Origin of the sequence: Brakhagea slesvicensis (genome assembly GCF_052161625.1) — a bacterium.
Lineage (GTDB): Bacteria > Planctomycetota > Planctomycetia > Pirellulales > Pirellulaceae > JBKCUI01.
Window position 1 is genome coordinate 2254310 of record NZ_CP197412.1, and the last position, 21088, is coordinate 2275397.

Here is a 21088-nt window from a genome sequence, read left to right on the forward strand (position 1 = left end):
TCGATTGGAACGAACATGTCGATGCACCCGATTCGTCCCTACACGATCTGGACCAATGCAAGCTTCCCCGCACCTGCCGAAAAACTCTTGCGGGATGCCTTGGGTTCGCATCGTCTGATCGTCGCAAACCAAACCAGCAGCTCGAATCTAGTAGGCAGCCCAGCAGATCCTGCGCTGGCAGAGGCACAGATCGCTTTCGGTCAGCCCGATGCACAGCAATTGCTTCAGCTACCCAATATCCAGTGGGTCCACTTAACGTCCGCAGGATACACGGCCTACGATCGCGAAGATTTGAAGGATGCGTTCCGGGGCCGCAACGCATGGCTCACCACCAGCTCCGGGGTCTACGACGAACCGTGCGCGGAACATGTGTTTGCCATGATGATGAGCCTCGCCCGCCAATTGCCTGCATGCCTCGACGAGCAACGAAGCCACCGAGCTTGGTCGGCCCCATCGATCCGACGCAATAGCTTCCTGCTCCGAGGCCAAAAAGCGATCCTGTTCGGTTACGGAGAAATCGCCAAGCGCCTCGTCGAATTGCTTGCTCCCTTTCACATGGAAATCGTTGGGGTTCGTCGAAAACCGAAGGGGAACGAATCGATTCCCATTTTGTCGCACGAACAAGCGGACGAGTGGCTGAGCAACGCCGATCATGTGATCAATATTCTCCCCGCAAACGCGAGCACCCAAGGCTACTTTGATCGAAACCGTCTGGCGAGGCTGAGACCCGACGCCATCTTCTACAACATCGGACGCGGAAACACGGTCGATCAAGACGCCTTGGTCGACCTGCTCCATCGGTCGCAACTGGCAGCGGCGTATCTGGATGTCACCACACCGGAACCACTCCCTGCGGAGCATCCCCTGTGGACCGCTCGAAATTGTTTCATCACACCCCACTCCGCAGGAGGCTTTCGAGAGGAAATGGAGTCCCTAGTAAAACACTTCCTCGAGAACCTTGCTCGCTTTGAACAGAACGAGCCCTTGAAAAACCGAGTGATCTAATCGCAACGGTGCGTCCGGCTCCCACCCCTCGCCCCTCGCCCCTCGCCCCTCGCTACTCGCTACTCGCTACTCGCTTTGCTTTTCGTCGATCGCAATCGAGCGACGCGGTGCAAGGAATCGATGGTGGAAAGAGCTTCCTTGATCGAGATCTTCGAATCCCCTTGCTGCCGTTCGGTATAGACGATACCCACTTCCGTCCAACGATTGCCCTGGTCGATCAAATGCCAGAGGATTTCTTCGAGGAAACCATATCCCTTGCCGTGAATGGATGTCCAATCCAGCCGAGCCAAGGCGGCGACGCGGTAAAGTCGATAGGCACTGCTGCAGTCTCGCACCTTCCACCCGACCACCCAACGCGCGTACGCGTTCGCGCATCGACTCACGAAAATTCGCTTCCAAGAACAGCCCTCCAAACCACCTCCCGCGACGTAACGCGATCCGATCACCAAGTCGTGGGTCGGGCGCTGAGCAAGCAGTTTCGGAATCGCGGCCGGATCATGACTCAAATCGGCATCCAGATTCAAAACCCAGTCGTAATGGTTCTCGATGGCATGTCGCATTCCCGCGCGGATGGCGGTCCCTAGCCCAAGTTTTCCGGATCGATGGATCAAGAACGTATGGGGACGTGTCTTGCTCTTTTCCCTCACCCATTCGGCTGTCCCGTCGGGAGAGTTATCATCGACGACGAGGATGTCACTCCCAGGAAGGATTGCATCCAGTTTGTCGAAAAGGGACGGGAGATTCAGCTTCTCGTTGTACGTGCAAACGAGAACCAGCAGTCGCTCCTCCTGGTTCAGCCCTGCCGAAGCAAGGCTGGCATCGGCGGTTGCGTCAAGCTTGTTAAGATCCAACCTTATTCACCTTCGGAGGCGTCCGATGCATCGGACTCGGAAGTGGATTCAGGCAGCGATTCATCGACCGGTAGTTCTGACATAGGAGCGATCGGCGCCGATGCCGCTTCAATCTCAGATGGATCGATTTCCTCGGACGGAACGCGAACGATTGCGGTGAGCGAATCGCCATCGTCCAAGCTCATAATGCGGACCCCTTGCGTGTTGCGACCGATGACGCTGACGTCTTTGACCGCAATCCGCTGGATCTTACCTCGGGTGGTCATCATCAGGACTTCGTCGGCATCGTGCACCGCAGCGATACCAACCACCTTGCCGTTCCGATTCGTCGCTTTGATGTCGATGACACCCTTGCCACCTCGTCGTTGGGTTCGGTAGCGATTGGCAGAGCCCAGATCTTCGGCCTCTGTTTCTTCGATTGGAGACTCGTCTTCGACAATTCCCTCTTCTTCGCTTCCGTCATCGGAGATCGGCAGTTCCTTGCCAGCCATCTCATCCCCTGGTCCGAACGTGGTACGTTTTCCGTAGCCGAACTCGCAAGCGGTAAGAAGGGTGGCTGTTGGATCGGCGACCACCATCCCGATCACTTCGTCACCCTTTCGAAGCGAGATACCTTTCACCCCGGACGTATTGCGTCCCATGGGGCGAGCATTGTTTTCCGAGAACCGAATCGCCATCCCCGTCGCGGTGGAAAGAACGATCTGGTCATTCGGTTTGGTGATGACAACATCCACCAATTCATCGTCCTCTCGAAGCTTGATCGCGATGATTCCCCCCTTCTTCGGACGGCTGTATGCCTCCAATTCCGTCTTCTTCACGATCCCCTTCTTGGTAGCCATCATGAGGAAGTGACCGGGGAGGTCAAAATTACGCACGACGACGCAGTCGCGAATCTTCTCGTCTGGGGAAAGGTTCAGCAAATTGACAACAGCCCGACCGCGGCTCTCGCGGCTCATTTGTGGGATCTCCCAGACCTTTTGCCAATACACCTTGCCTTGGTTGGTGAAGAACAGCAAGTATGCGTGGGTGCTCGCAACAAAGAGATGCTCCACGGGATCCTCTCCCTCAGCTCGCATCCCAGCGATTCCCTTGCCCCCACGCTTTTGGGCGCGGTAGGTTGTGGCTGGAATCCGCTTGATGTAGCCTTGGGTGGAAATCGTGACCACCATGGTCTCCTCGGTGATGAGGTCTTCCATGTTGTAGTTGCCGAGTTCTTCGTCATCGATCACCGTCTTTCGATCGGTGCCGTATCGACGCGAGATTTCTTCGAGGTCGGCGCGGATGATTCCGTAGATCCGAGCAGGATCGCCTAGGATATCGCGATACTCGGAGATCTCATCGAGCAATGCGGAGTGTTCATCCGCCAGCCTTTCTTGCTCCAGACCGGCCAATTGCCCAAGCGTCATGCGAAGAATCGAGTCGGTTTGAACGCTGGTCAAGCGATAGGTGTCGCTGATGCCTCGTTCGAGTTGGAAATCGGTATAGCCTCGACCACCCAACGCCCGTTCCATCATCGATGCGGGGCATTCCACCCCCATCAGTCGTTCCTTCGCTTCGGCCTGCGTGCGACTGTTTCGGATGATCTGGATGATATGATCGATGTCGGCGAGAGCCAGCAGCAGTCCCTCTACAACGTGCTTTCGCTTTCGAGCCGAGGCGAGCAAGAATTGCGTGCGTCGTCGGATGACGATAACGCGGTGTCGCAGAAACTCCTGCATCATTTCCTTGAGAGTCAGCTCGCGAGGCTTTCCGTCCACAAGGGCCAAAAGGATGATCGAATGGGTTTCTTGCAGCGAGGAAAACTGATAGAGCTGGTTGAGAACGATATGAGGATCGTGCCCTTGTTTGAGCTCGATCACAATTCGAACGGGCTCTTTCAAATCGCTTTCATCGCGAATGCCGGAGATGCCCTTGATCTTGTCGTTGCGGACCAAATCGGCGATCCGTTCCACCACGCGATCGCGGGCTTGTTGGAACGGGATCTCGCGAACAATCAGTCTGGCCTTTTTGCCTTCTTCGACATCGACGCGAGCTCGCACGACGATCGTCGAGCGTCCGGTGTTGTAGGCTTGTCGGATCGAATAGCGTCCACAGATGATCCCGCCGGTCGGGAAGTCGGGACCGGGGACGATTTCGCATAGCTCGCTGATCGAAATCTCGGGATCTTCGATCATGCGAATCAATCCTGTGCAGATCTCTCGCAAGTTATGCGGGGGAATGCTGGTCGCCATCCCCACCGCGATGCCTTGCGCGCCATTGACGAGCAAGTTCGGGAATTTCGATGGCAAAACGACTGGCTCGGTCCGCCGCTCGTCATAGGTGGGGATATAGTCGACGGTATCCAGTTTCAAGTCATCCAGCATCATGGCAGCTGGGGGCGCCAATCTGGCTTCGGTGTATCGCATGGCCGCAGCGGGCAACCCGGCGATCGATCCGAAGTTACCTTGCTTGTCGATCAGCACATGGCGCATATTCCATTCCTGCGCCATCCGGACCAGGGTTGGGTAGATGATCGCTTCCCCGTGCGGGTGGTAGTTACCCGAGGTATCGCCAGCGATTTTCGCGCATTTGACCCGGGCGGCGCCGGGAGTGAGGCTCAAGTCGTTCATGGCGACCAAGATCCGGCGCTGGCTCGGCTTCAACCCATCTCGAACATCCGGGAGCGCCCGGCTGACGATAACGCTCATCGCGTAAGTCAAATAACTATTGCGAAGCTCGTCCTCGATCGCCTCCTCGATCATTCGCTCACCGGGGCCCTCACCATCCCAAGCCCCATCCGCATTGGGAAGGTTCGCAGGATCGTTGGGATCAAAATCGTCAGGTGGCAAATTGGACACGGGTAGAAACCGATCTGCTGGTTAGGGTCAATGCGAGGACTCAGCAATCGCTGGAATCCGCTACTTTCAATCACTCTTTTGCCGCTCGCATGCGCGACAGCCAAAAAGCGTCTCAATTTCCTATTATTTCCAAGCTTTTTTGCACTCGGAAGGAAGCTGGAATTCTACCCGATCCACCCCATTTTCACAATCGCGGCCCCCCACGCGATCACCCGCGTGCTCGCTCCGATCCAAAGCCTTATACTCTCACCTTCCACCCCCTCCCTTCCATCGCACTTGGATCGAGCAAGATTCCCATGTCACCACGCTTCTCCCAACGCATTCTCGCGATTCTTCTTTGCTGTATGGCCATCCTCGGCTCCTCCTCGCGAGGGGAGGAGTTCCCCTCCCTGAACGAGCCTATGCAAAAACTGATGGAGAAGTACCAAGCGATCGGGCTCGCTATCGCGGTGGTCCGAGAGGGTGAACCCGTCCACGCGGAGTCGTTTGGCCTTCGAAGCCTCGAAACCAAAGAGCCGCTCCGACCCGAGGACCTCTTTCGAATCGCGTCGATTTCCAAGTCCTTCTCGGCGACCGCGGTCCTGCAATTGGTCGAGGCAGGCAAACTTCAACTTTCCGACGATGCCGGAGACTTGGCCGGTTTCCCTATCCGCAACCCAGAGCACCCGGACACCCCCATTACCTTGAAGATGCTCCTCTCGCACACTTCGAGCCTCAACGACAGCCAAGGCTATTTTTCGCTCGACGTGCTGGATCCCTCCAAACCCGCCTATTCACCGAAATGCTTCAGCCCCAAAAAGCCCGGAACGGAACACCGCTACTGCAACCTCAATTTCAATTTGGTCGGAGCCATCATCGAACGCGCTTCGGGGGAACGCTTTGATCATTATGTAGCGAACCACATTCTCAAGCCGCTTGCTCTCACCGGCGGCTATCGCGTCGATGCGCTCGACGCCGATCGTTTCGTAACGCTCTACGAATACGATGCCAATACCAAGACCTTTACACCGTCCCCCAACGCCTATCACCCCCGACGTGACGAGATCGATCGCTATGTGTTCGGTTACAGCACCCCCATCTTTTCTCCCACGGGTGGGATGAAGATCTCCGCAGCGGATCTGGCGCGGTACATGACGATGCATATGCAGATGGGCGAAGTCGATGGCGTTCGCATCCTCTCCGCCGAACACGCGAAACTGATGCAGACTCCTGTCCTTGAAAGCTCGCGCTACGGACTCGCGATCACGACGACCGACAAGCTCATTCCTGGCCAGACCCTCAAGGGACATACAGGATCTGCATACGGACTGTACAGCATGATGTTTTTCCATCCGGAAAAGAAGTTTGGGTTGGTTCTCATCACCAACGGCTGCAATCCGAAACAAAGCGAAGGGCAAACCGAATTCTTGAATCAGGCCGCTAGGCTCGTCTATCGAGAATGGATTCAACCCTCGCGAAACATTCCTCCCTCCAAGTCAAAGACCCCATGAAACCGATCGTTCAAATCTCGTTGGATCTCACCAATATCGACGAAGCCCTCGAGACCGCCGAGATGGCAATGCGGGCCGGAGTTGACTGGCTCGAGGCGGGCACCCCATTGATCCTCGCCGAAGGACTGCACGGTATCCGCGCCCTGCGCAGCCGATTTCCAAACGTTCCTATCGTCGCCGACCTAAAGACCATGGACGGTGGCTATCTCGAGGCAGAGATGATGGCCAAAGCGGGAGCAACACACGTTGTCGTGATGGCCCGGGCTCACGAAGAAACCGTCCGGTGCGTGGTCAAAGCGGGCAAGGACTTTGGGGTAAAGGTGATGGGGGACAACATGATTTGTCCCGATATGGTCGCCGGTGCCAAGTGGCTGGAAGACCTGGGGTGCGACTATGTGATCCATCATATTGGATACGACGAACGTCGCGGAATCGCGGCCAGAGGACACCGTATGCCCAGCCCTCTCGATCAATTGCGAGAGGTCGTTCAAGCGGTAAAAATCCCCGTCCAAGCCGTCGGTGGACTATCGCTCGAGCAAGCCGTCGCGTGCCCATCCTACGGTGCTCCCTTGGTCGTCCTGGGTGCCCCTCTCACCATCGATGCCGATTCGTTCAAAACAGCCTCGGGCGATCTAGAAAGCTCGCTTCGGTTGATCTGCGAGAAGATCCATGCTAGCGAGACTCGCGTCTTCTAATCGCTTCAAATAAATCGGACAACTCGCCGATCCATCGATCCATGCTGTGGTTTGCGAGAATGTAATGGCGAGCTGCCTCGAGAGGGGCTAGCCATGGCTCGGGTTCGGTAAACCTGCGGCGCATCGCATTCGCAATCTCCACCGCGTTGCACCGCGCCACCAACTGACCGAGCCCCGTACGTCGAAATAGCTCTCCCGCTCCGCCCGGTGTGTTCGTGGCGAGAACGGGAACCCGACAAAGCATCGCTTCCAAGACCACGTTTGGTAATCCCTCGTAGAGCGAGGGGAGGACCATCAAGTCCGATTTGGCCAAAAGCGAGTACGGGTTTGCTTGAACACCGTGAAACAAAATGCTGCCCCGAAGCCCGAGCGAGTCGGTCAAGGACTCTAGTTCCTTGCGCAATACTCCATCTCCCACCAAGTGAACCATAATGGGAGGCGCACCCCCTTGTTCGACAAACTTTTGGTAGTGAGCGACGGATTCGATCAAGTATCGATGCCCCTTTTCGTCGCTTTGTCGACCGATCGCGATGACCTGTTTGCGATGAGGGTCCAGCGAGGAGCCTTCCCAGGGCATCCGAGCAGAGGACTCGATGCGATCGACGTCAATTGGACTGGTGACGATTCGAAATCGCTCGCGAGGGATGTTGTAGAACAACGCGGCGCTGGCTGCGGTCTCAGTCCCAACGGCCAGCAATCCTTGTGCGGAGAGATAACTGCGTCGAAGGGCTCGTTTCTTCCATGCCAGCCAACGCTTCTCACTTCGGACGACATCCTCGTTGGGAGGAGAAACGAGGGTAGCGATGCGAGGCGTTTGCGTTCGCTTGGCAGCAGGGCCCGCGATCAACGCCATGTGAAAGAGCCTGTCGTACACCAAATCGGAAGGATGCGCTCGCAAATGCTGCGTCAAGTGCCGGACTTGATCGGCAAAGATCCTCCCCGGCCAATTCCAACGGGGTGGGGATCGATCCCCCCAATAGGAATAAACCGCCACATCCTCGGGTACTTCATCGAGCAAACTCCCTTTCGGGTAAAGGAGGTACAACGAAATGTCGAAGCGCGATCGATCCAAGTATTGCATCAGATAAAGCATTTGGCGTTCGCTACCACCCGCCTCCATCGATGAAGAGCAAAGGAGCAAACGTGTACGATTTGGATTCACCGACATTCCCGATCCGCTAAACTGAAGCGAGCCCCTTCGATCGAAAACGGGTCAACCGAATTCTCAAGAAGCCCACACGCAATGACCAATCCATTCACAAGCATCGATCGGCGCCAGTTCGTTCAAGGGCTCGCGGCACTGGCTTCGATCCACCCTGCTGCGATTGTAGCGGCTTCCTCGGCCTTCGCGGACGGTCCGCAGGAGTTCCAGCAAGATGCGACGACGCCCCCGACACTCGCTCCCTCACTCCTCCCTCTTCCTAGCGCAGAGCCGTTTTTTCTGTGGTTAAGCGATCGAATCGCAAAGTTGCAGCAGGGCTCCCCAGCCTTCGATCCACTCCGCTCCCTCATCGCGTCCCTTCGCGTCCCACAGGATGGTCGCAGTCGCTTCCTCATGCCGCGAGCCCGCACCGTCGGGCGACGACTCACCACGGTATGGGAAGCCGCATTCCCTACCTCCGCCGATCGCGAATCCCTCCAGCGACATCTCATTTCCATCGACGGAGATATCCAAAAGGAAATCGAACAAGCCCAAATCGCCAGAGTGCCGGAACTCGCCTCCCGCTGGAATTGGCTTCGCGCTGGGTTCGCAACACTTCGCATCCCCCAAGCGGAAGTCCGTTGGCCTCCCGCGGAAGCCGTCCTCACTCCACGACGAACACGCGCATCGCAAAAAGGATCTCACCCCATCACCGGATGGCCCGCATCGGCATACCAACTGATTCAAACACCCCACTTCGATATCGCCTTCCAAGGTCGAAGCCAAAATGGAGCCGAAGTCGCCGAGTATTGCGAACTCACCTACGCCTTGTGGCGACAGATGTTCTTTGAATATGCCCAATCTAACGAACAAAATGGTGCACCTAACCTCTCAACCAGAGAACGACCCTTTCAAGTTGTCATCTTTCGATCCAAAGAGGCTTACCTAAACGCTCTCTCGAGCAGCGTTCGCAATGTGGGATTATCCAACGGCTACTACAATCCTTCGCAATCGGTTTCGTTGTTCTATTTAGAGGGGCCAAGGAATTTCTCGACCCTCGTGCATGAACTTACCCACCAATTCTTTTCAGAGGCTTCGGGGCAATCTATTGTTTTCGACTCGGACCAAACTCCTGGTTTTTGGGCGGTCGAAGGAATCGCGTTGTATATGGAGTCGCTCTCTGCTCGAGATCTCGGGACGGCGTTTCTCATCGATATCGGCGGTTGGGATTCCCCTCGATTGCAGGCAGGTCGTTATCGATTGTTGCACGATCAGATTTGGTTTCCTTGGCAAGACTTTGGCACGGCAAATGGATTGGCATTTCGCGACGCGCAAGACTTGCCAAAACGGTATAGCCAAGCCTGCGGACTAGCCCACTTCTGGATGGAACGGAGTGAATCGTCTGTCGGATTTAGGGAGCATTTAGCAAGGCTCTATCACCGAGGCGACGCCCAGAGTTGGTCGCCCGGAAGCGACGAAGAACTCATGAAGAACTATGCCAACTATTTGCAAAGAAGCCCATTTCTCGAGGAAGCCTATCTTCCACACGACGATCGCAATGAATTGGTCCTAAGCCGCACCCCTGCCACGGCCGATTGGTTGCTCACGCAACTCGGCGGGCGAACCCAATGGGATTCGATCGATCTCTCGTTTACCCAAATCGACGATTCGGCTTGGCTCAATGAAGAAGCGTCGTGGGATATTATCCGATTGAATGTCGAATCGACCGCAATTAGCAACGCTTCGCTAGCCGGGATCGCCAAAATGCCTCGGCTTCAAGAATTGGATTTGTCCCATTGCAAAGTCGATAGCGAGGGAATGGAATCGCTCCGGAATCACCCGCAATTGCAGACCCTCTGGATCGCAGGGACATCGGTCGATGACCGAGCTCTAAGCGCGCTGCGCGAGATCCCTAAGTTGACGACACTGCATGCCGCAGGAAGTCGTATTTCCGCCTCGGCATGGAATCAGTTGATGCAGTCCAAACCGAAACTCAGGAAGAACTCGACGGCACCTTGAACTCGTCCAGCGATTCCTTCTGAATCTGCGCGGACTGCGTAAAGAGCTCCACTTGGTATTTCATCAAATCGATCTCAGCTGCGAGCTGCCCCAATCGATTCTTTCGCGCGGAGGTTTCGATTTGCACAGCCGATTGATGGATCAATTCGATTCCCAATCGCTTCGCCGCCGATTTCAATCGGTAAGCGACACTGGCGACTGTGAGCGAATCCTCGCGGTGGACTTGCCGCTCGAGAACCTCCATGTCGTGTTGCAAGGTTTCGACAAAACCTTCAATTTCTTGCAGCGCAGATTCGACGTCGCCCTGATGTCGCTCGATGAGCGAATCAAACTCAGAGAACGTAGTTCGTTGTTTGGACACGATGCTTGTTACCGACAACTGATTACCCGGTGAAGTGAGTGGTATTGCCTACCTCCGCTTCGGGCCCGAAGGGTGACCCGAAAACGTAGGTTTGCATTCGCGATCGAAGGAATTTTTCTGGCGACAGAGCGGAAAGTCACCGAGAGACGGGCTGCACAACCGACAAAGTCAAACCATTCCGTAAAAGGGAACTCGCCGTTACCCTGCCTCGGCCCGAGCTCGTTTCTTAGTCAAATCGTTCAGAAAAGGCTGGGCGGATAGCGGGACCCCGTTGGCCATCCGCATCAATTCATCCGGCAGGAACGATCGACCATGGACATGCACCTTGTCTCGCAACCATGCCAGAAGCGGTTGAAACTCGCCGCACGCGAACATCGATTCCAAATCTCCCAAATCTCGGCTGGCAGACTCCATCAATTGCGCCGCATAAAGATTGCCCAACGCATAAGTTGGGAAGTAGCCGATGAGCCCAGCCGACCAGTGCACATCCTGCAATACGCCTTCGCCATCATGGGAAGGCTCGATGTCCAAATACTCACGGTACCGGTCTCGCCACAAGCTCGGCAGCTCCTCGACAGGCAAATCCTCGTCGATGAGTCGCTTTTCGATTTCAAAGCGAATAAAGATGTGAAGGTTGTAGGTCGCTTCATCCGCCTCGATCCGAATCAAACTCCGTTCGACACGCCGAAGATCCGCGAGGATCTGATCGATCGACACTCCAGCCAAACCGGGCATATGTCGGATCGCTTCGGGGTAAAGCCATGTCCAGAATCCGCGCGAACGGCCGACCAAATTCTCCCAAAGACGCGACTGCGATTCATGAACCCCGAGCGACGCAGCTGCCCCTGCGGGAAGCCCATGCATGGCGACGGGCAATCCCTGTTCGTACATCCCATGCCCCGCTTCATGCAATACGCCATAAAGCCCACTGCTATAGGAATCCAGATGGTATCGGGTCAAGATGCGGTGGTCGTGCGGACCAAGCGTCGTGCAGAACGGATGCTCCGTCTCATCGAGCCGTCCCCGTTCAAAGTCAAAACCGATCTTCTCAGCAACCCAACGAGACAATGCCCTCTGACCGCCGATCGGAAAATCAGCCGCGATCGCGAGGTGACTTGGATGCTTGGCCTCTCGTTCCAACGCCTCGCGAACCAGCGGGACCAACGACGCTCTCAACTCTTTAAAGACCTTCTCGACGTGCGAGGAATCGGCCCCCTCTTCGTATTGGTCGAGCAAACTATCGTAGCGCGTTCGCCCAGGCTTCTGCAAGATCGAAGCCTCCTCGCGTCGAAGCTTTACAATCTCCTCGAGGATGTCGCGAAACAATCCGAAGTCGCGTTTCTGCCTCGCTTCCACCCAAATCTGCTGGCCTCGCGAAGTTGCACGCGCGGTCGCCTTCACCAACGATTCGGGCAATAGAACGTTTTTCTCGTAGTCGCGAACAAGTCCGCGAATGTTCGCTTGATCGACCGCGCTCAGACGATCCATGGCATCCGGAGTCGACAAGGCTCGAAGCCAGTCGCCATACGCCGGGTCCGTTTGCCGTTGATGCAGCCATCCGCTCCATTGCGTCACTTGCTCAGATCGGAATTCTCCCCCTTGGGCCGGCATGTAGGTGTGGTGATCCCACTCCAGCAACGCTAGGGTCCCGCTCAATAGGGAGGTTTGCCGAGCATGCTCGTAGACTTGTTCGATCAACGTTTGGGACATCATTCCAATCCATACAATCCAGCGGGTGCAATGGCTTGACCACCTGCTACGCCGAGTCCCCGCCGCTGGAAGAAGCGAGGTTCGAGAGCAAACTGGAAGGAGACGTTGTCGCGGCCATAGTCGATCGTCGCTCCCACTCGGAACAGAAACGATTCGCCGATCCGAGTGATGCCAAGGGACTGGCCAATATTTCCGATCGCACTAAAGTCATAGGACGCGCCCCCAGTAGCAAGCCACTTTTCGTTCATGCGATAATTCACGGTGGTCGTCAACAACGTAGAGCTGATAGGGCCTTCTAAACTGGTCACGCCGAGATAGGCCTCGCCTCGCCCAGGTCGACTGATCACGCCGCCGATCGTCGTCGCCTTGAGCCCATTTTCAAAGAGGTCGTAGTAGCCATCGCTGACTAACGTGACGCGATCCCCGATGTGATACCGGAAGTCGTAATTGATGCCACCGATCGTCTCGCCGAAGTTATCCCGATCCTTGTCCCCAAAGAGGATGGCATCGACGTCGAACTCGACGACGTCCGCAATTCGCTCTTGTCCCGCGACACCACGTTTGGTCTGCAGCCTCTGATGAAGCCCAACGCGAGACTGCAATTGGTCGGTCACAATTTCATTGCTCCCGGCGGTGACATAGCGTTGCATGCTCTGACGAGCCGCGTAATACCGAGCGTCAAACTCGTCGGGCAATGTTCCGCCGAACGTATTGAATACCAGCCGCCGACGAAAATGCTCCTGCGCGTTGTCATCGAGCGGGTTGAAAAGGGGAAGCAGATCTAAGTCCTGCGTGGTATCGGCGTATAAGAACTGACTCTCCATACTGATTTTGTGGGACAAACCATTGAGATTGAACACCGTGCTCTGCACATCGGGAAACACTCTCCAAACAGGAGTCGACGATCTCCAACCCGCTTGACCCGTCAAACGTGTCAAACTATCGCCGTTCACATCTTCCCCCCAGTAAGCAGCCTCGCCCGACACGTAAGGCACGATCTTGCTTATCCCCGTATCGATGGGAAGATTCAACTCGTGCCTCGTCATGGCTTGAATTCCCGACGCATCGACTTCATTTGGCTGCAACTGAAACTTGGCCGCTTCCGCTGCATTCGTTGGAGTCGACGCGGCGCGCTGCCGAGCATACCCGACATCGCTATGGGTGTAGTAAGTGAAATAGGGTCCGAGTGTCTGGCCAAGCCAATAGTGATCCAATCTTGGCAACCAGCTGGTCTCGGTGTGGAAGTCGTTGACCTGAAACTGCGCGGATACGTCGAGCATCTGATTATCGAGATACTGCCGCAATCGAAGTCCGGTCGTCAGATCTTTTTGTGTATCCCACTCCTGTTCGAAGTACTGCTCTTGAAAATTGCGATCGCTGACCCACCCCCCTTCTGCCCAAAACTCCGTATCGGGCGCGAGCAACTGGCGATGTCGGAACAAGAGCCTGCCCCGAGTTAACTCCTCCGGGGTCAGATTCGTTCGATCCACCCCGAGAATATCGAGCCCTTTGTCTCGTATCCCCCAGAAGTCAACAATGCCATTGGCCGAACCGCTCGGGAATGCGTTCGGAACGTTGTATTGAAACTGGGTCCCAATCCCCAATCCACGCTTCTCGAGGTAATCGGTCGATAGAGTCCAACTGGTCCCATCGAAGGCTTGAATGCCAAAAATCTGATAGAGATTCCAATCCAACATGACTTGGCTGCCAAAGATCTGATCGTTCCGGACCTTGAGCCCTGTCAAATAAAATCCAGATGTGTCGACATTGGTATCCAACACAGGCCAATAGAAGACCGGGAACCCCTCGACATACACGAAATTGTGACGCGCCCTTGCTTTCATCCCGGTTTCACCGCTCGATGAACCTGGAAACGGTCGACCGAACAGAACACGCTGCGGCTCTTGACTTCGATCGCTTAGTTCGATGCGGTCCGACTGGAGCCAATAGCGGGGAACTCCAAGGCGACTGCTGGTCAAAGCGGCTTGATGGGCCAAGAAATTCTCTCGCGATCGCTGCTGCACCACATCGGCCTTGATCCGAAGTATCCCTTCGTATTGAGGAGCATCGGTGAGCAATTCCGCGCCGAGGATCATTCCATATTCCGATTGCACGTTGTAATACATGCGCTCGGCATAAACCCGCCTCGCTCCTTGCTGGAACACGACGTTCCCCTCCAAATAGATCTCGACGGGCATGTCATCCACTTTGCCCGAGATGAGCTTCTGCAGGTTAGAAGTCCAAATCACGGCGCGATCGGCTTCGATCAAGACCGTCCCCATATCCAGTACGCCATCGGATGTGGCTAAAGTCGTTTCCTGGAATCGAAGCCGAATCCCCCCAGAGAATGTGAGGACCGAATCTCCTCGCTCGGGACGGTTCATCATTTCGAAACGAGGCTCAATGCCTCCGCGACCGGAGAAATCGAAGCGTCGAGCTCCAAAGGGTCTCGGCGCCGCCGCGCTCGGATCGCTCATCGCAACCGGTGCCGCGACAGGAGCCGGTATCACAACCTCCGGCCCAGGTGCACCGATTTGAAATGCATTGACGTCGGATCCAACCGGGGAACCATGTGGCAAAAGGGAAGGGCCTGGCATTGTCCCAGCGTCGAGCACCGTCCCTCCCATACTCGGATTGCCGATGATCATCCCATTGCCACTCGTTGCACCCAAGCTACCTGAAGAAGCAGGAGGAGGGGGGATTAGCAAGGCGGGGTCGCTGGACATCTGCGCAGCCAGCTTCACACGCATATCGGAGTCGGCACTGGTCCATGCGATGGCTGGCTCCACCGAGGAGAGACTTTGTGCAGAGAGAGGTGAGGTCAAATCGGGGGGTGGGCCTGTTGGCTCCAACCAAACGTCGGCGCGCGTCTCCAGTTCGTAATGACTGAACAACCTTCCCATCCATTGCTCGTCCTGCAGAGACTGGCCATCTCCAAATCGAACCTCGCAATGTCCTTGAGATTCGACGATGTACTTGTAAGCTTGTGTCTCGTATACGCTTTCCGGTTGCGAACGATCGATCCAAATCACAACCCGATCCGCGGTGTGAACGAAATTGCCTTGGTAGATGCGAACGCCACCCTGGAAGGTAAGGACCTCATACACACCCTGATTCTGACGAGTCGCCTCGCGGGCAAAAACACTGATCGAGAATTTAGGATCCGCTAACGGAACACCGATCTCCTTAGCCAAGGCAGAGGGCCAAACCGAGCTTCCACCTGCGATCGCCAACAGAATCAGGAGCCACCCCATCACCCATGCGACAGCTCGAACGCTCGATCCCCATCGCACAGCGCGCAGCCCGATCCGGAAACCAGTTGCCGGCCGGCAACAAGCTTGCAAATCGGTCGCGGCTTGGCGTCGGCGCAAAGCGGGACGCAGCGGCGATTGTTTAGCAAACGACTGGGTTGGAATCCGTTCCACTCCCGAACAAAAAGGCTCCTTCGGCCCGATTCCGCACGGGCGCTTCTCGGCGGGAGTATAGAAATGGCAAAATTTCGCCTCAAGACGAAGGTTTCATTAAAGGGTTAGAAACCAAAAGGACGATGAAAAGAAATCCTCAAACCCCATGTTCAAACCATCCCGCAGCTTGCCAGGGTCCTCAACTCACCCTAGCTTACCAAACCTGCGGTCGACCGAGAGCATCATGTCGAATTTGGATTCCTTGGCAATCCATCTGATCCGAGCGGGTCAGTGGTCGGAGGCGGTCTGCCTCTATCGAGACGAATTGGGACTTTCTCTGCCACAAGCGGAGCAGCTCGTTCTGCGCATCGCCGAAGAGTACGATTTGAAACACCCAGGCCGCTTGCTAAGCTGGCTTTGGATCGCCCTAGGCGGGTTTTCCATTCTCTGCATGGTCGCCTTCATCGACTGGTTGAACTAGTTCCAACCCAGCAAGGGCGGACCTATCACGCACACGCCGACTGCCATGGCGATCAATGCGGCTAGCAAAACCGTTCCCGCGGCCACATCCTTGGCATTTCGAACCAGTGGATCGTATTGAGGTATCGCCGCATCTGCCAAGTACTCGATCGCCGTATTGAGCCCCTCTGCAATCCACACCAGACCGATAGCAAGCAAAAGAACAGCGCATCGAGTGCGATCGATGCCCAACCCAAGAGCAATTCCCATTACACATAGCGCTGCGACCAAGTGAAATCGAGCGTGGGTGTGTTCGAGGAAGTAGATACGGATCCCGCGAACGGCGTGACGGAAACTACTCCCTTTGGGCAACAGCCACCGACTGGCTTTACTTGACGCTTCCCCTTGGCGATCTCCGTCCTGCTCCGCGTCGTGGCCCATAGTTCCCCCTTCGTGTTTTCTGGATTACCGTATAGCTATTATGCTCCGCAATGATGGCTACTGCTATGTGCACCAAGTTCAACGACCGCCCGGGGGTGAGCCACTCGTTGTTTACTTGTCGAGGGAATTTCCCCATTCCAACGCCGCCCAATGGGTCGAACGGATCCACGCTGGCGAGCTTTCGATCGATCACAAACCTGCGGATTCGGATTCCTTGGTACTGCCGGGTAATGTCATCCGGTGGAATCGACCTGGCTGGCAGGAAGAGGAGACGCCGCAACACTTCGAGATCCTGTACGAAGACCGTGACATTCTCGCCGTCAATAAACCAAGCGGTTTGCCTACTCTTCCCGGTGCTGGCTTCTACCAAAACTCCTTGCTGATGAAGGTTCGCGCTCACTTCCCATCGGCTCAACCACTCCATCGATTGGGCAGAGCGACTTCGGGAATCGTCCTCTTCGGATTGCACCCACAATCCGTGCGAGCCTTGACCATCCAATGGCCGGAGATGAAGAAAATCTACCGGGCTCTCGCGCGCGGAACCGCAATGGCGGATCGCTACGAAATCGATCAACCCATCGGGCCCATATCCCATCCTCGCTTGGGGACAGTCCACGCCGCGTCCACCTCAGGAAAACGAGCCCGGAGTATCGCCGTCGTACTCGAAAGACGAGACACCGAAACGCTCTTTGAAGTGGAAATTGAAACAGGACGTCCCCACCAAATACGCATTCACCTGGCGTCGATCGACCACCCGCTCGTCGGAGACCCTCTCTATGGGAAAGGTGGAGTTCCCATCGATGAGAATCCCGGCCTGCCAGGGGATGGCGGCTATTGGCTGCACGCTATGCGATTACGATTCTACCGTCCGACAATCGGCGACACGATCGAGCTGGTGGCACCTCCCCCCGCTCCCTTAGGCATCCAATTCCCGATGCAAGGCACTTAATCAAAACAACGCGGCGGACGTGTCGATCGGCAGGACACTCGGCCACCGCGCCATTTTGCTTACTCGTCCAGGTATAGAGTAAGTGCTACACTACGGGCCAGCTTAATTAGGGGGCCAGCTTCATTAGGCAGCCAGCTGACTGAGCGCGCTACCCATCGATGATCGACGATTGCCAGAGGGGACTCTTCTGTGTCACGGAACAGACCAAAAACAAACATCAATGATTTTGAGGACTTCAGAAAGCTCTTTGCTGAGGTCTTTCACGAACAGGTCAATAGGGGATATATCCAACCCCCTTCGAAATCACCTCCCCCATCGATCTTGCAGGAGTGGCAGGAACGTGCCGAGAAGACGTTCATCGAGTTGAGAATCTTCGATGGTACGCTTGAGGAAATGCTCATCTCGATGACATACCACTTCGTCTACGCATCCGGTGAAATCATCGGGGAAATTGACACCCCGGAGTCCGAGGCTCGAGTCTACCTGCGTCTCGACCCAACCAACCCTGCGGCGAAGTGCGATTGTGGAAGATCATCCGACCATCATTACTGCAAGCACATTCAAGTGTTTGCGAACGAACTTATTTGCGATCTTGATGACGAGGACTCGTACATCTCATCCCTGATCATCAAAAAGAAGTTTAGCCCTGGGTCACCCAATCTCGTGAGATTCGCCACCGACCCAGGTGAGAAGACGCTCGCGCTGCTTGAGAACTTCGCCAAACACGCTACACCGATGCTCCCCCCGACAGGTGAGTTACCTGATTTAGAGCAAGCGACTGCCGTAAGAAGATTGGTTTGGTCGATCGAGACAACGGATGGAAAGCTAAAAATCCATCCGCTCCTCCAAACCATGAAGAAAACAGGAAGAGCATTCACCAAGGGAAAGAAACTCCCGTCGCGAACGCTGAAGTTTGAACATTTGGACATCCTGTCCCCATTGGACCTCAAAGTGCTTCGGACCGCAGACGACAACATGTACGGCTGGAATCCATTCACGTTGGAGGCCATCTCAGAACTCGTCAATGCACCGAACGTGGAGATCGACGAGAGGCCCGGAAAGGTCCAGAATAGAATGATCTACCTTTCCGTGAAGGAACAGGACAATTCTCTGTCGTTCATTTTGACAGGGGAATCAGGATCGATGAGCGGATTGAAATGCTATTTCACCACCAAGGGATTGTTCATCCACGATCCCAACCAACCCGCAGTTTACGTCGCCAAATTGACGAGTTCGCAGCGGGAAGTCATAGAGCACTTGATCGCACAGCCTCCGATTCCGATCAAGCACAAAGAGAACTTGCTCTCGCGACTCTACTCGCTTCAACAGAATCTACCCGTGGTACTTCCCGAGGAAATCGCGGGGCCAAGAGAACGCGATCCAGGGAATTTACTTCTTCTGCTTCGCTCTCGGGCCGATGGACAACTGGATTTCGGTGTCCGCGTGCGGACCCGGTCCGGTGCTATCACCTACCCTGGCTCTCAACCCGCCATCACCCCAGGGAAGCTTGACGGGAAACCTGTGCAATGGGTGCGCGCAACGGACGACGAACTTCACAGGGCAGAAGCACTTTGCTCGTCGCTGCGAATCAAGCCATCTGGTGAAACTCCGTTCACAGGATCGATTTCAGACCTCAACGATGCACTTATGTTTCTCGAGAATCTGGAACTGCATCGAAACGAAATCGAAGTGCTTTGGGACGATAAAAGCACCAAGGCGCTGAGATTCATAGGATCCATCAGCGCCTCCCAGCTTCGTATTGAAGTCTCGTCCAAACGGAATTGGTTCGGAATCGGTGGCGAATGCAAAGTCGGGGACGAAAGCCTCACGCTTCAGAACCTTCTCGCGAAACTGGACGGAACCACCAATCCACTCCTCGGCGATTACATGCAGCTCGGGGACGGGGAATGGGTCCGTATTCAACAAAGCCTCCGCGAGAATCTCATCCAACTCAAGGGAGCTTGCCATGCCGATCGCAAGACGCTGATTATGGACGGCTCAGCCGCTCCAGCTCTCGAATCGTTGAATGGCATGGGGATCGAATTGAAGGCGACCAAAGCTTGGCAGGAATGCATGCAGAAGATGTTGCGAGCCAAGCAGTTGGATCCTCAGCTTCCAGCCGGTTTTTCGACGATCATGCGTGATTACCAAGCCGAAGGCTTCAAATGGATGAGCCGCCTCGCAGAATGGGGAATCGGCGGAGTCCTAGCCGACGATATGGGTTTGGGAAAAACAATCCAAACGCTTGCCGTTCTCACTTCGCGCGCAGCCGATGGTCCGACGCTCGTCCTGGCCCCCACCTCCGTCGGGTTCAATTGGATTCGCGAAACCGAGCGGTTCGCCCCATCGCTCACGCCCATCCTTTATCGCGAATCGGATCGACGCGAACTCCTCGATCATTTGAAGCCTGGGGATCTCGTCGTGAGCAGCTACGCAATCGCACTGCGCGATGGCTCGGAGTTGGCCAAGGTCGAATGGGGGACTTTGGTGATGGATGAAGCCCAAGCGATTAAGAACGCACGAAGCAAAACGTCTCAAACCGTATCGACCTTAAACGCGAAATGGACGATCGCACTCACCGGCACCCCGATGGAAAACCACCTCGGAGAACTGTGGAGTCTGTTCAGCGTCGTCGCCCCGGGCGTGCTGGGTGGTTGGGAATCGTTCCGAAGCAAATACGCTGCACCTATTGAAAAGGACGGTTGCGAGCGCTCGAAACGATTGCTCGCCGACCGTCTCAAACCCTTCATCCTGAGGCGAACCAAAGAACAGGTCCTCCAAGAGTTGCCACCGAGGACGGAGTCGGTTCTGTACGTCGATCTGAGCCCAGCGGAGCGATCGCAATATGAACTGGTCCGTCAAACCGCCCTCGGAGAGCTGAAAAATCTGGTGACCCTTCCCGATCAAAAGGATCAGCGATTCAAAATCCTCTCGTTGCTCACCCGGCTACGTCAATTCGCCTGCCATCCCGGGATCGTGAACAAGAAGTGGGATCGTTCGTCGGCCAAACTGGATCAACTCTGCGAAACGCTTCGCAATCTTCGCGACGAAGGTCACCGGGCCTTGGTCTTTAGCCAATTCACCGAACACCTCGGCCTCATCCGCCACGCGCTCGATGAGCAAGGCATCTCGTATGAATACCTGGACGGCTCGACCCCGGCGGTCGAACGTCAACGTCTCGTCGATGCTTTCCAGAACGGCAATAGCACCGCTTTCTTGATCTCCCTCAAAGCAGGGGGGACCGGCCTCAACCTGACGGCTGCTGACTACGTGATCCATATGGATCCATGGTGGAACCCAGCCGTGGAGGACCAAGCCACGGATCGGGCGCATCGTTTCGGACAAGACAAACCGGTCATGGTCTATCGCATCGTCGCAAAAGATACGATCGAAGAAGAGATTCTCGCTTTGCACGACTCCAAACGGGACTTGGTCGAAAGTATCCTCGACGGAGCAGGAGCTTCAGGCAAACTCTCCACCCAAGACCTCGTATCCCTGATCCAAGGGAATGGATGACCAAACATCGATGAGCCGATCCATCGCACGAACGTCCTCGCTCTGAACGTGGGGAGCACCTCGCTCAAAGAGGCTCTCGCTTCCCAGCCACAACGCGAGTGACCTCCGAAGCAATCGCAGCACTTCAACTTTTCGATTGCGGCCAATAAAAAACCTCAGCCGCTTGCAAGGCAAACGGCTGAGGTTGGAATTTGCTAATGCGACCTTCGA

The 21088-nt window shown here is 55.6% G+C and carries 14 protein-coding genes; 7 read left to right on the top strand and 7 right to left on the bottom strand.

Annotation, left to right across the window (positions count from 1 at the left end; all coding sequences use genetic code 11):
* Window positions 1-15 precede the first annotated feature (15 nt).
* Window positions 16-1005: a D-2-hydroxyacid dehydrogenase gene (locus tag SH467x_RS08570; protein WP_482370858.1), complete on the top strand. Its 990-nt coding sequence runs from the start codon at window positions 16-18 to the stop codon at window positions 1003-1005.
* Between the two features lie 59 nt (window positions 1006-1064).
* On the opposite strand, the gene SH467x_RS08575 is transcribed toward SH467x_RS08570, so the two are convergent.
* Window positions 1065-1856 (bottom strand): polyprenol monophosphomannose synthase, encoded by a 792-nt coding sequence (locus SH467x_RS08575; RefSeq protein WP_482370859.1) that lies wholly within the window; start codon window positions 1854-1856, stop codon window positions 1065-1067.
* Between the two features lie 2 nt (window positions 1857-1858).
* On the bottom strand, window positions 1859-4693 hold the full coding sequence (gene gyrA / locus SH467x_RS08580; protein WP_482370860.1) for a DNA gyrase subunit A: 2835 nt from the start codon (window positions 4691-4693) through the stop codon (window positions 1859-1861).
* Between the two features lie 296 nt (window positions 4694-4989).
* Between gyrA and SH467x_RS08585 the strand changes: the two genes are divergently transcribed.
* Window positions 4990-6183, top strand: a complete 1194-nt coding sequence (locus SH467x_RS08585) for a serine hydrolase domain-containing protein (protein ID WP_482370861.1) — start codon at window positions 4990-4992, stop codon at window positions 6181-6183.
* Window positions 6180-6878 (top strand): orotidine 5'-phosphate decarboxylase / HUMPS family protein, encoded by a 699-nt coding sequence (locus SH467x_RS08590; protein ID WP_146677210.1) that lies wholly within the window; start codon window positions 6180-6182, stop codon window positions 6876-6878. Before SH467x_RS08585 ends, SH467x_RS08590 begins: the two co-directional genes overlap by 4 nt.
* Here the strand turns inward: SH467x_RS08590 and SH467x_RS08595 are convergent.
* Complete coding sequence (locus SH467x_RS08595) at window positions 6856-8040, bottom strand: glycosyltransferase (protein WP_482370862.1); 1185 nt, start codon at window positions 8038-8040, stop codon at window positions 6856-6858. The genes SH467x_RS08590 and SH467x_RS08595 overlap by 23 nt on opposite strands.
* Window positions 8041-8121: 81 nt before the next feature.
* On the opposite strand from SH467x_RS08595, the gene SH467x_RS08600 reads away from it, so the two are divergent.
* A complete protein-coding gene (locus SH467x_RS08600) occupies window positions 8122-10038 on the top strand; it encodes a hypothetical protein (protein ID WP_482370863.1) in 1917 nt (638 codons plus the stop codon).
* On the opposite strand, the gene SH467x_RS08605 is transcribed toward SH467x_RS08600, so the two are convergent.
* From SH467x_RS08605 to SH467x_RS08615, 3 genes are all read right to left on the bottom strand, one after another.
* On the bottom strand, window positions 10013-10399 hold the full coding sequence (locus SH467x_RS08605; RefSeq protein WP_482370864.1) for an Hpt domain-containing protein: 387 nt from the start codon (window positions 10397-10399) through the stop codon (window positions 10013-10015). The two genes, SH467x_RS08600 and SH467x_RS08605, sit on opposite strands and share 26 nt — an antisense overlap.
* A 198-nt stretch (window positions 10400-10597) precedes the next feature.
* The gene (locus SH467x_RS08610) at window positions 10598-12112 is read right to left on the bottom strand and encodes a carboxypeptidase M32 (protein WP_482370865.1); all 1515 of its coding nucleotides are present in this window, start codon (window positions 12110-12112) and stop codon (window positions 10598-10600) included.
* Window positions 12109-15534 (bottom strand): LPS-assembly protein LptD, encoded by a 3426-nt coding sequence (locus SH467x_RS08615; protein ID WP_482370866.1) that lies wholly within the window; start codon window positions 15532-15534, stop codon window positions 12109-12111. The genes SH467x_RS08610 and SH467x_RS08615 overlap by 4 nt, the downstream gene beginning before the upstream one ends.
* Window positions 15535-15757: 223 nt before the next feature.
* Here SH467x_RS08615 and SH467x_RS08620 point away from each other — a divergent pair, with 223 nt between their 5' ends.
* Window positions 15758-15994 (top strand): hypothetical protein, encoded by a 237-nt coding sequence (locus SH467x_RS08620; RefSeq protein WP_146677216.1) that lies wholly within the window; start codon window positions 15758-15760, stop codon window positions 15992-15994.
* Here SH467x_RS08620 and SH467x_RS08625 read toward each other — a convergent pair.
* Entirely contained in the window at window positions 15991-16413 is a 423-nt protein-coding gene (locus SH467x_RS08625) for a diacylglycerol kinase family protein (protein ID WP_482370867.1), read from the bottom strand. The genes SH467x_RS08620 and SH467x_RS08625 overlap by 4 nt on opposite strands.
* Window positions 16414-16453: 40 nt before the next feature.
* On the opposite strand from SH467x_RS08625, the gene SH467x_RS08630 reads away from it, so the two are divergent.
* Window positions 16454-17362, top strand: coding sequence for an RluA family pseudouridine synthase (locus SH467x_RS08630; RefSeq protein WP_482370868.1), 909 nt, complete (start codon window positions 16454-16456; stop codon window positions 17360-17362).
* Window positions 17363-17551: 189 nt separating this feature from the next.
* Window positions 17552-20878, top strand: coding sequence for a DEAD/DEAH box helicase (locus SH467x_RS08635; RefSeq protein ID WP_482370869.1), 3327 nt, complete (start codon window positions 17552-17554; stop codon window positions 20876-20878).
* The last annotated feature ends 210 nt before the right edge of the window (window positions 20879-21088 follow it).

Excerpts from the sequence above, each read along its gene's own strand:
- SH467x_RS08590 (WP_146677210.1), top strand. The coding sequence starts at position 6,180 with ATGAAACCGATCGTTCAAATCTCGTTGGATCTCACCAATATCGACGAA.
- SH467x_RS08610 (WP_482370865.1), bottom strand. The coding sequence starts at position 12,112 with ATGATGTCCCAAACGTTGATCGAACAAGTCTACGAGCATGCTCGGCAA.
- SH467x_RS08625 (WP_482370867.1), bottom strand. The coding sequence starts at position 16,413 with ATGGGCCACGACGCGGAGCAGGACGGAGATCGCCAAGGGGAAGCGTCA.
- SH467x_RS08630 (WP_482370868.1), top strand. The coding sequence starts at position 16,454 with ATGCTCCGCAATGATGGCTACTGCTATGTGCACCAAGTTCAACGACCG.
- SH467x_RS08620 (WP_146677216.1), top strand. The coding sequence starts at position 15,758 with ATGTCGAATTTGGATTCCTTGGCAATCCATCTGATCCGAGCGGGTCAG.
- SH467x_RS08585 (WP_482370861.1), top strand. The coding sequence starts at position 4,990 with ATGTCACCACGCTTCTCCCAACGCATTCTCGCGATTCTTCTTTGCTGT.
- SH467x_RS08570 (WP_482370858.1), top strand. The coding sequence starts at position 16 with ATGTCGATGCACCCGATTCGTCCCTACACGATCTGGACCAATGCAAGC.
- SH467x_RS08600 (WP_482370863.1), top strand. The coding sequence starts at position 8,122 with ATGACCAATCCATTCACAAGCATCGATCGGCGCCAGTTCGTTCAAGGG.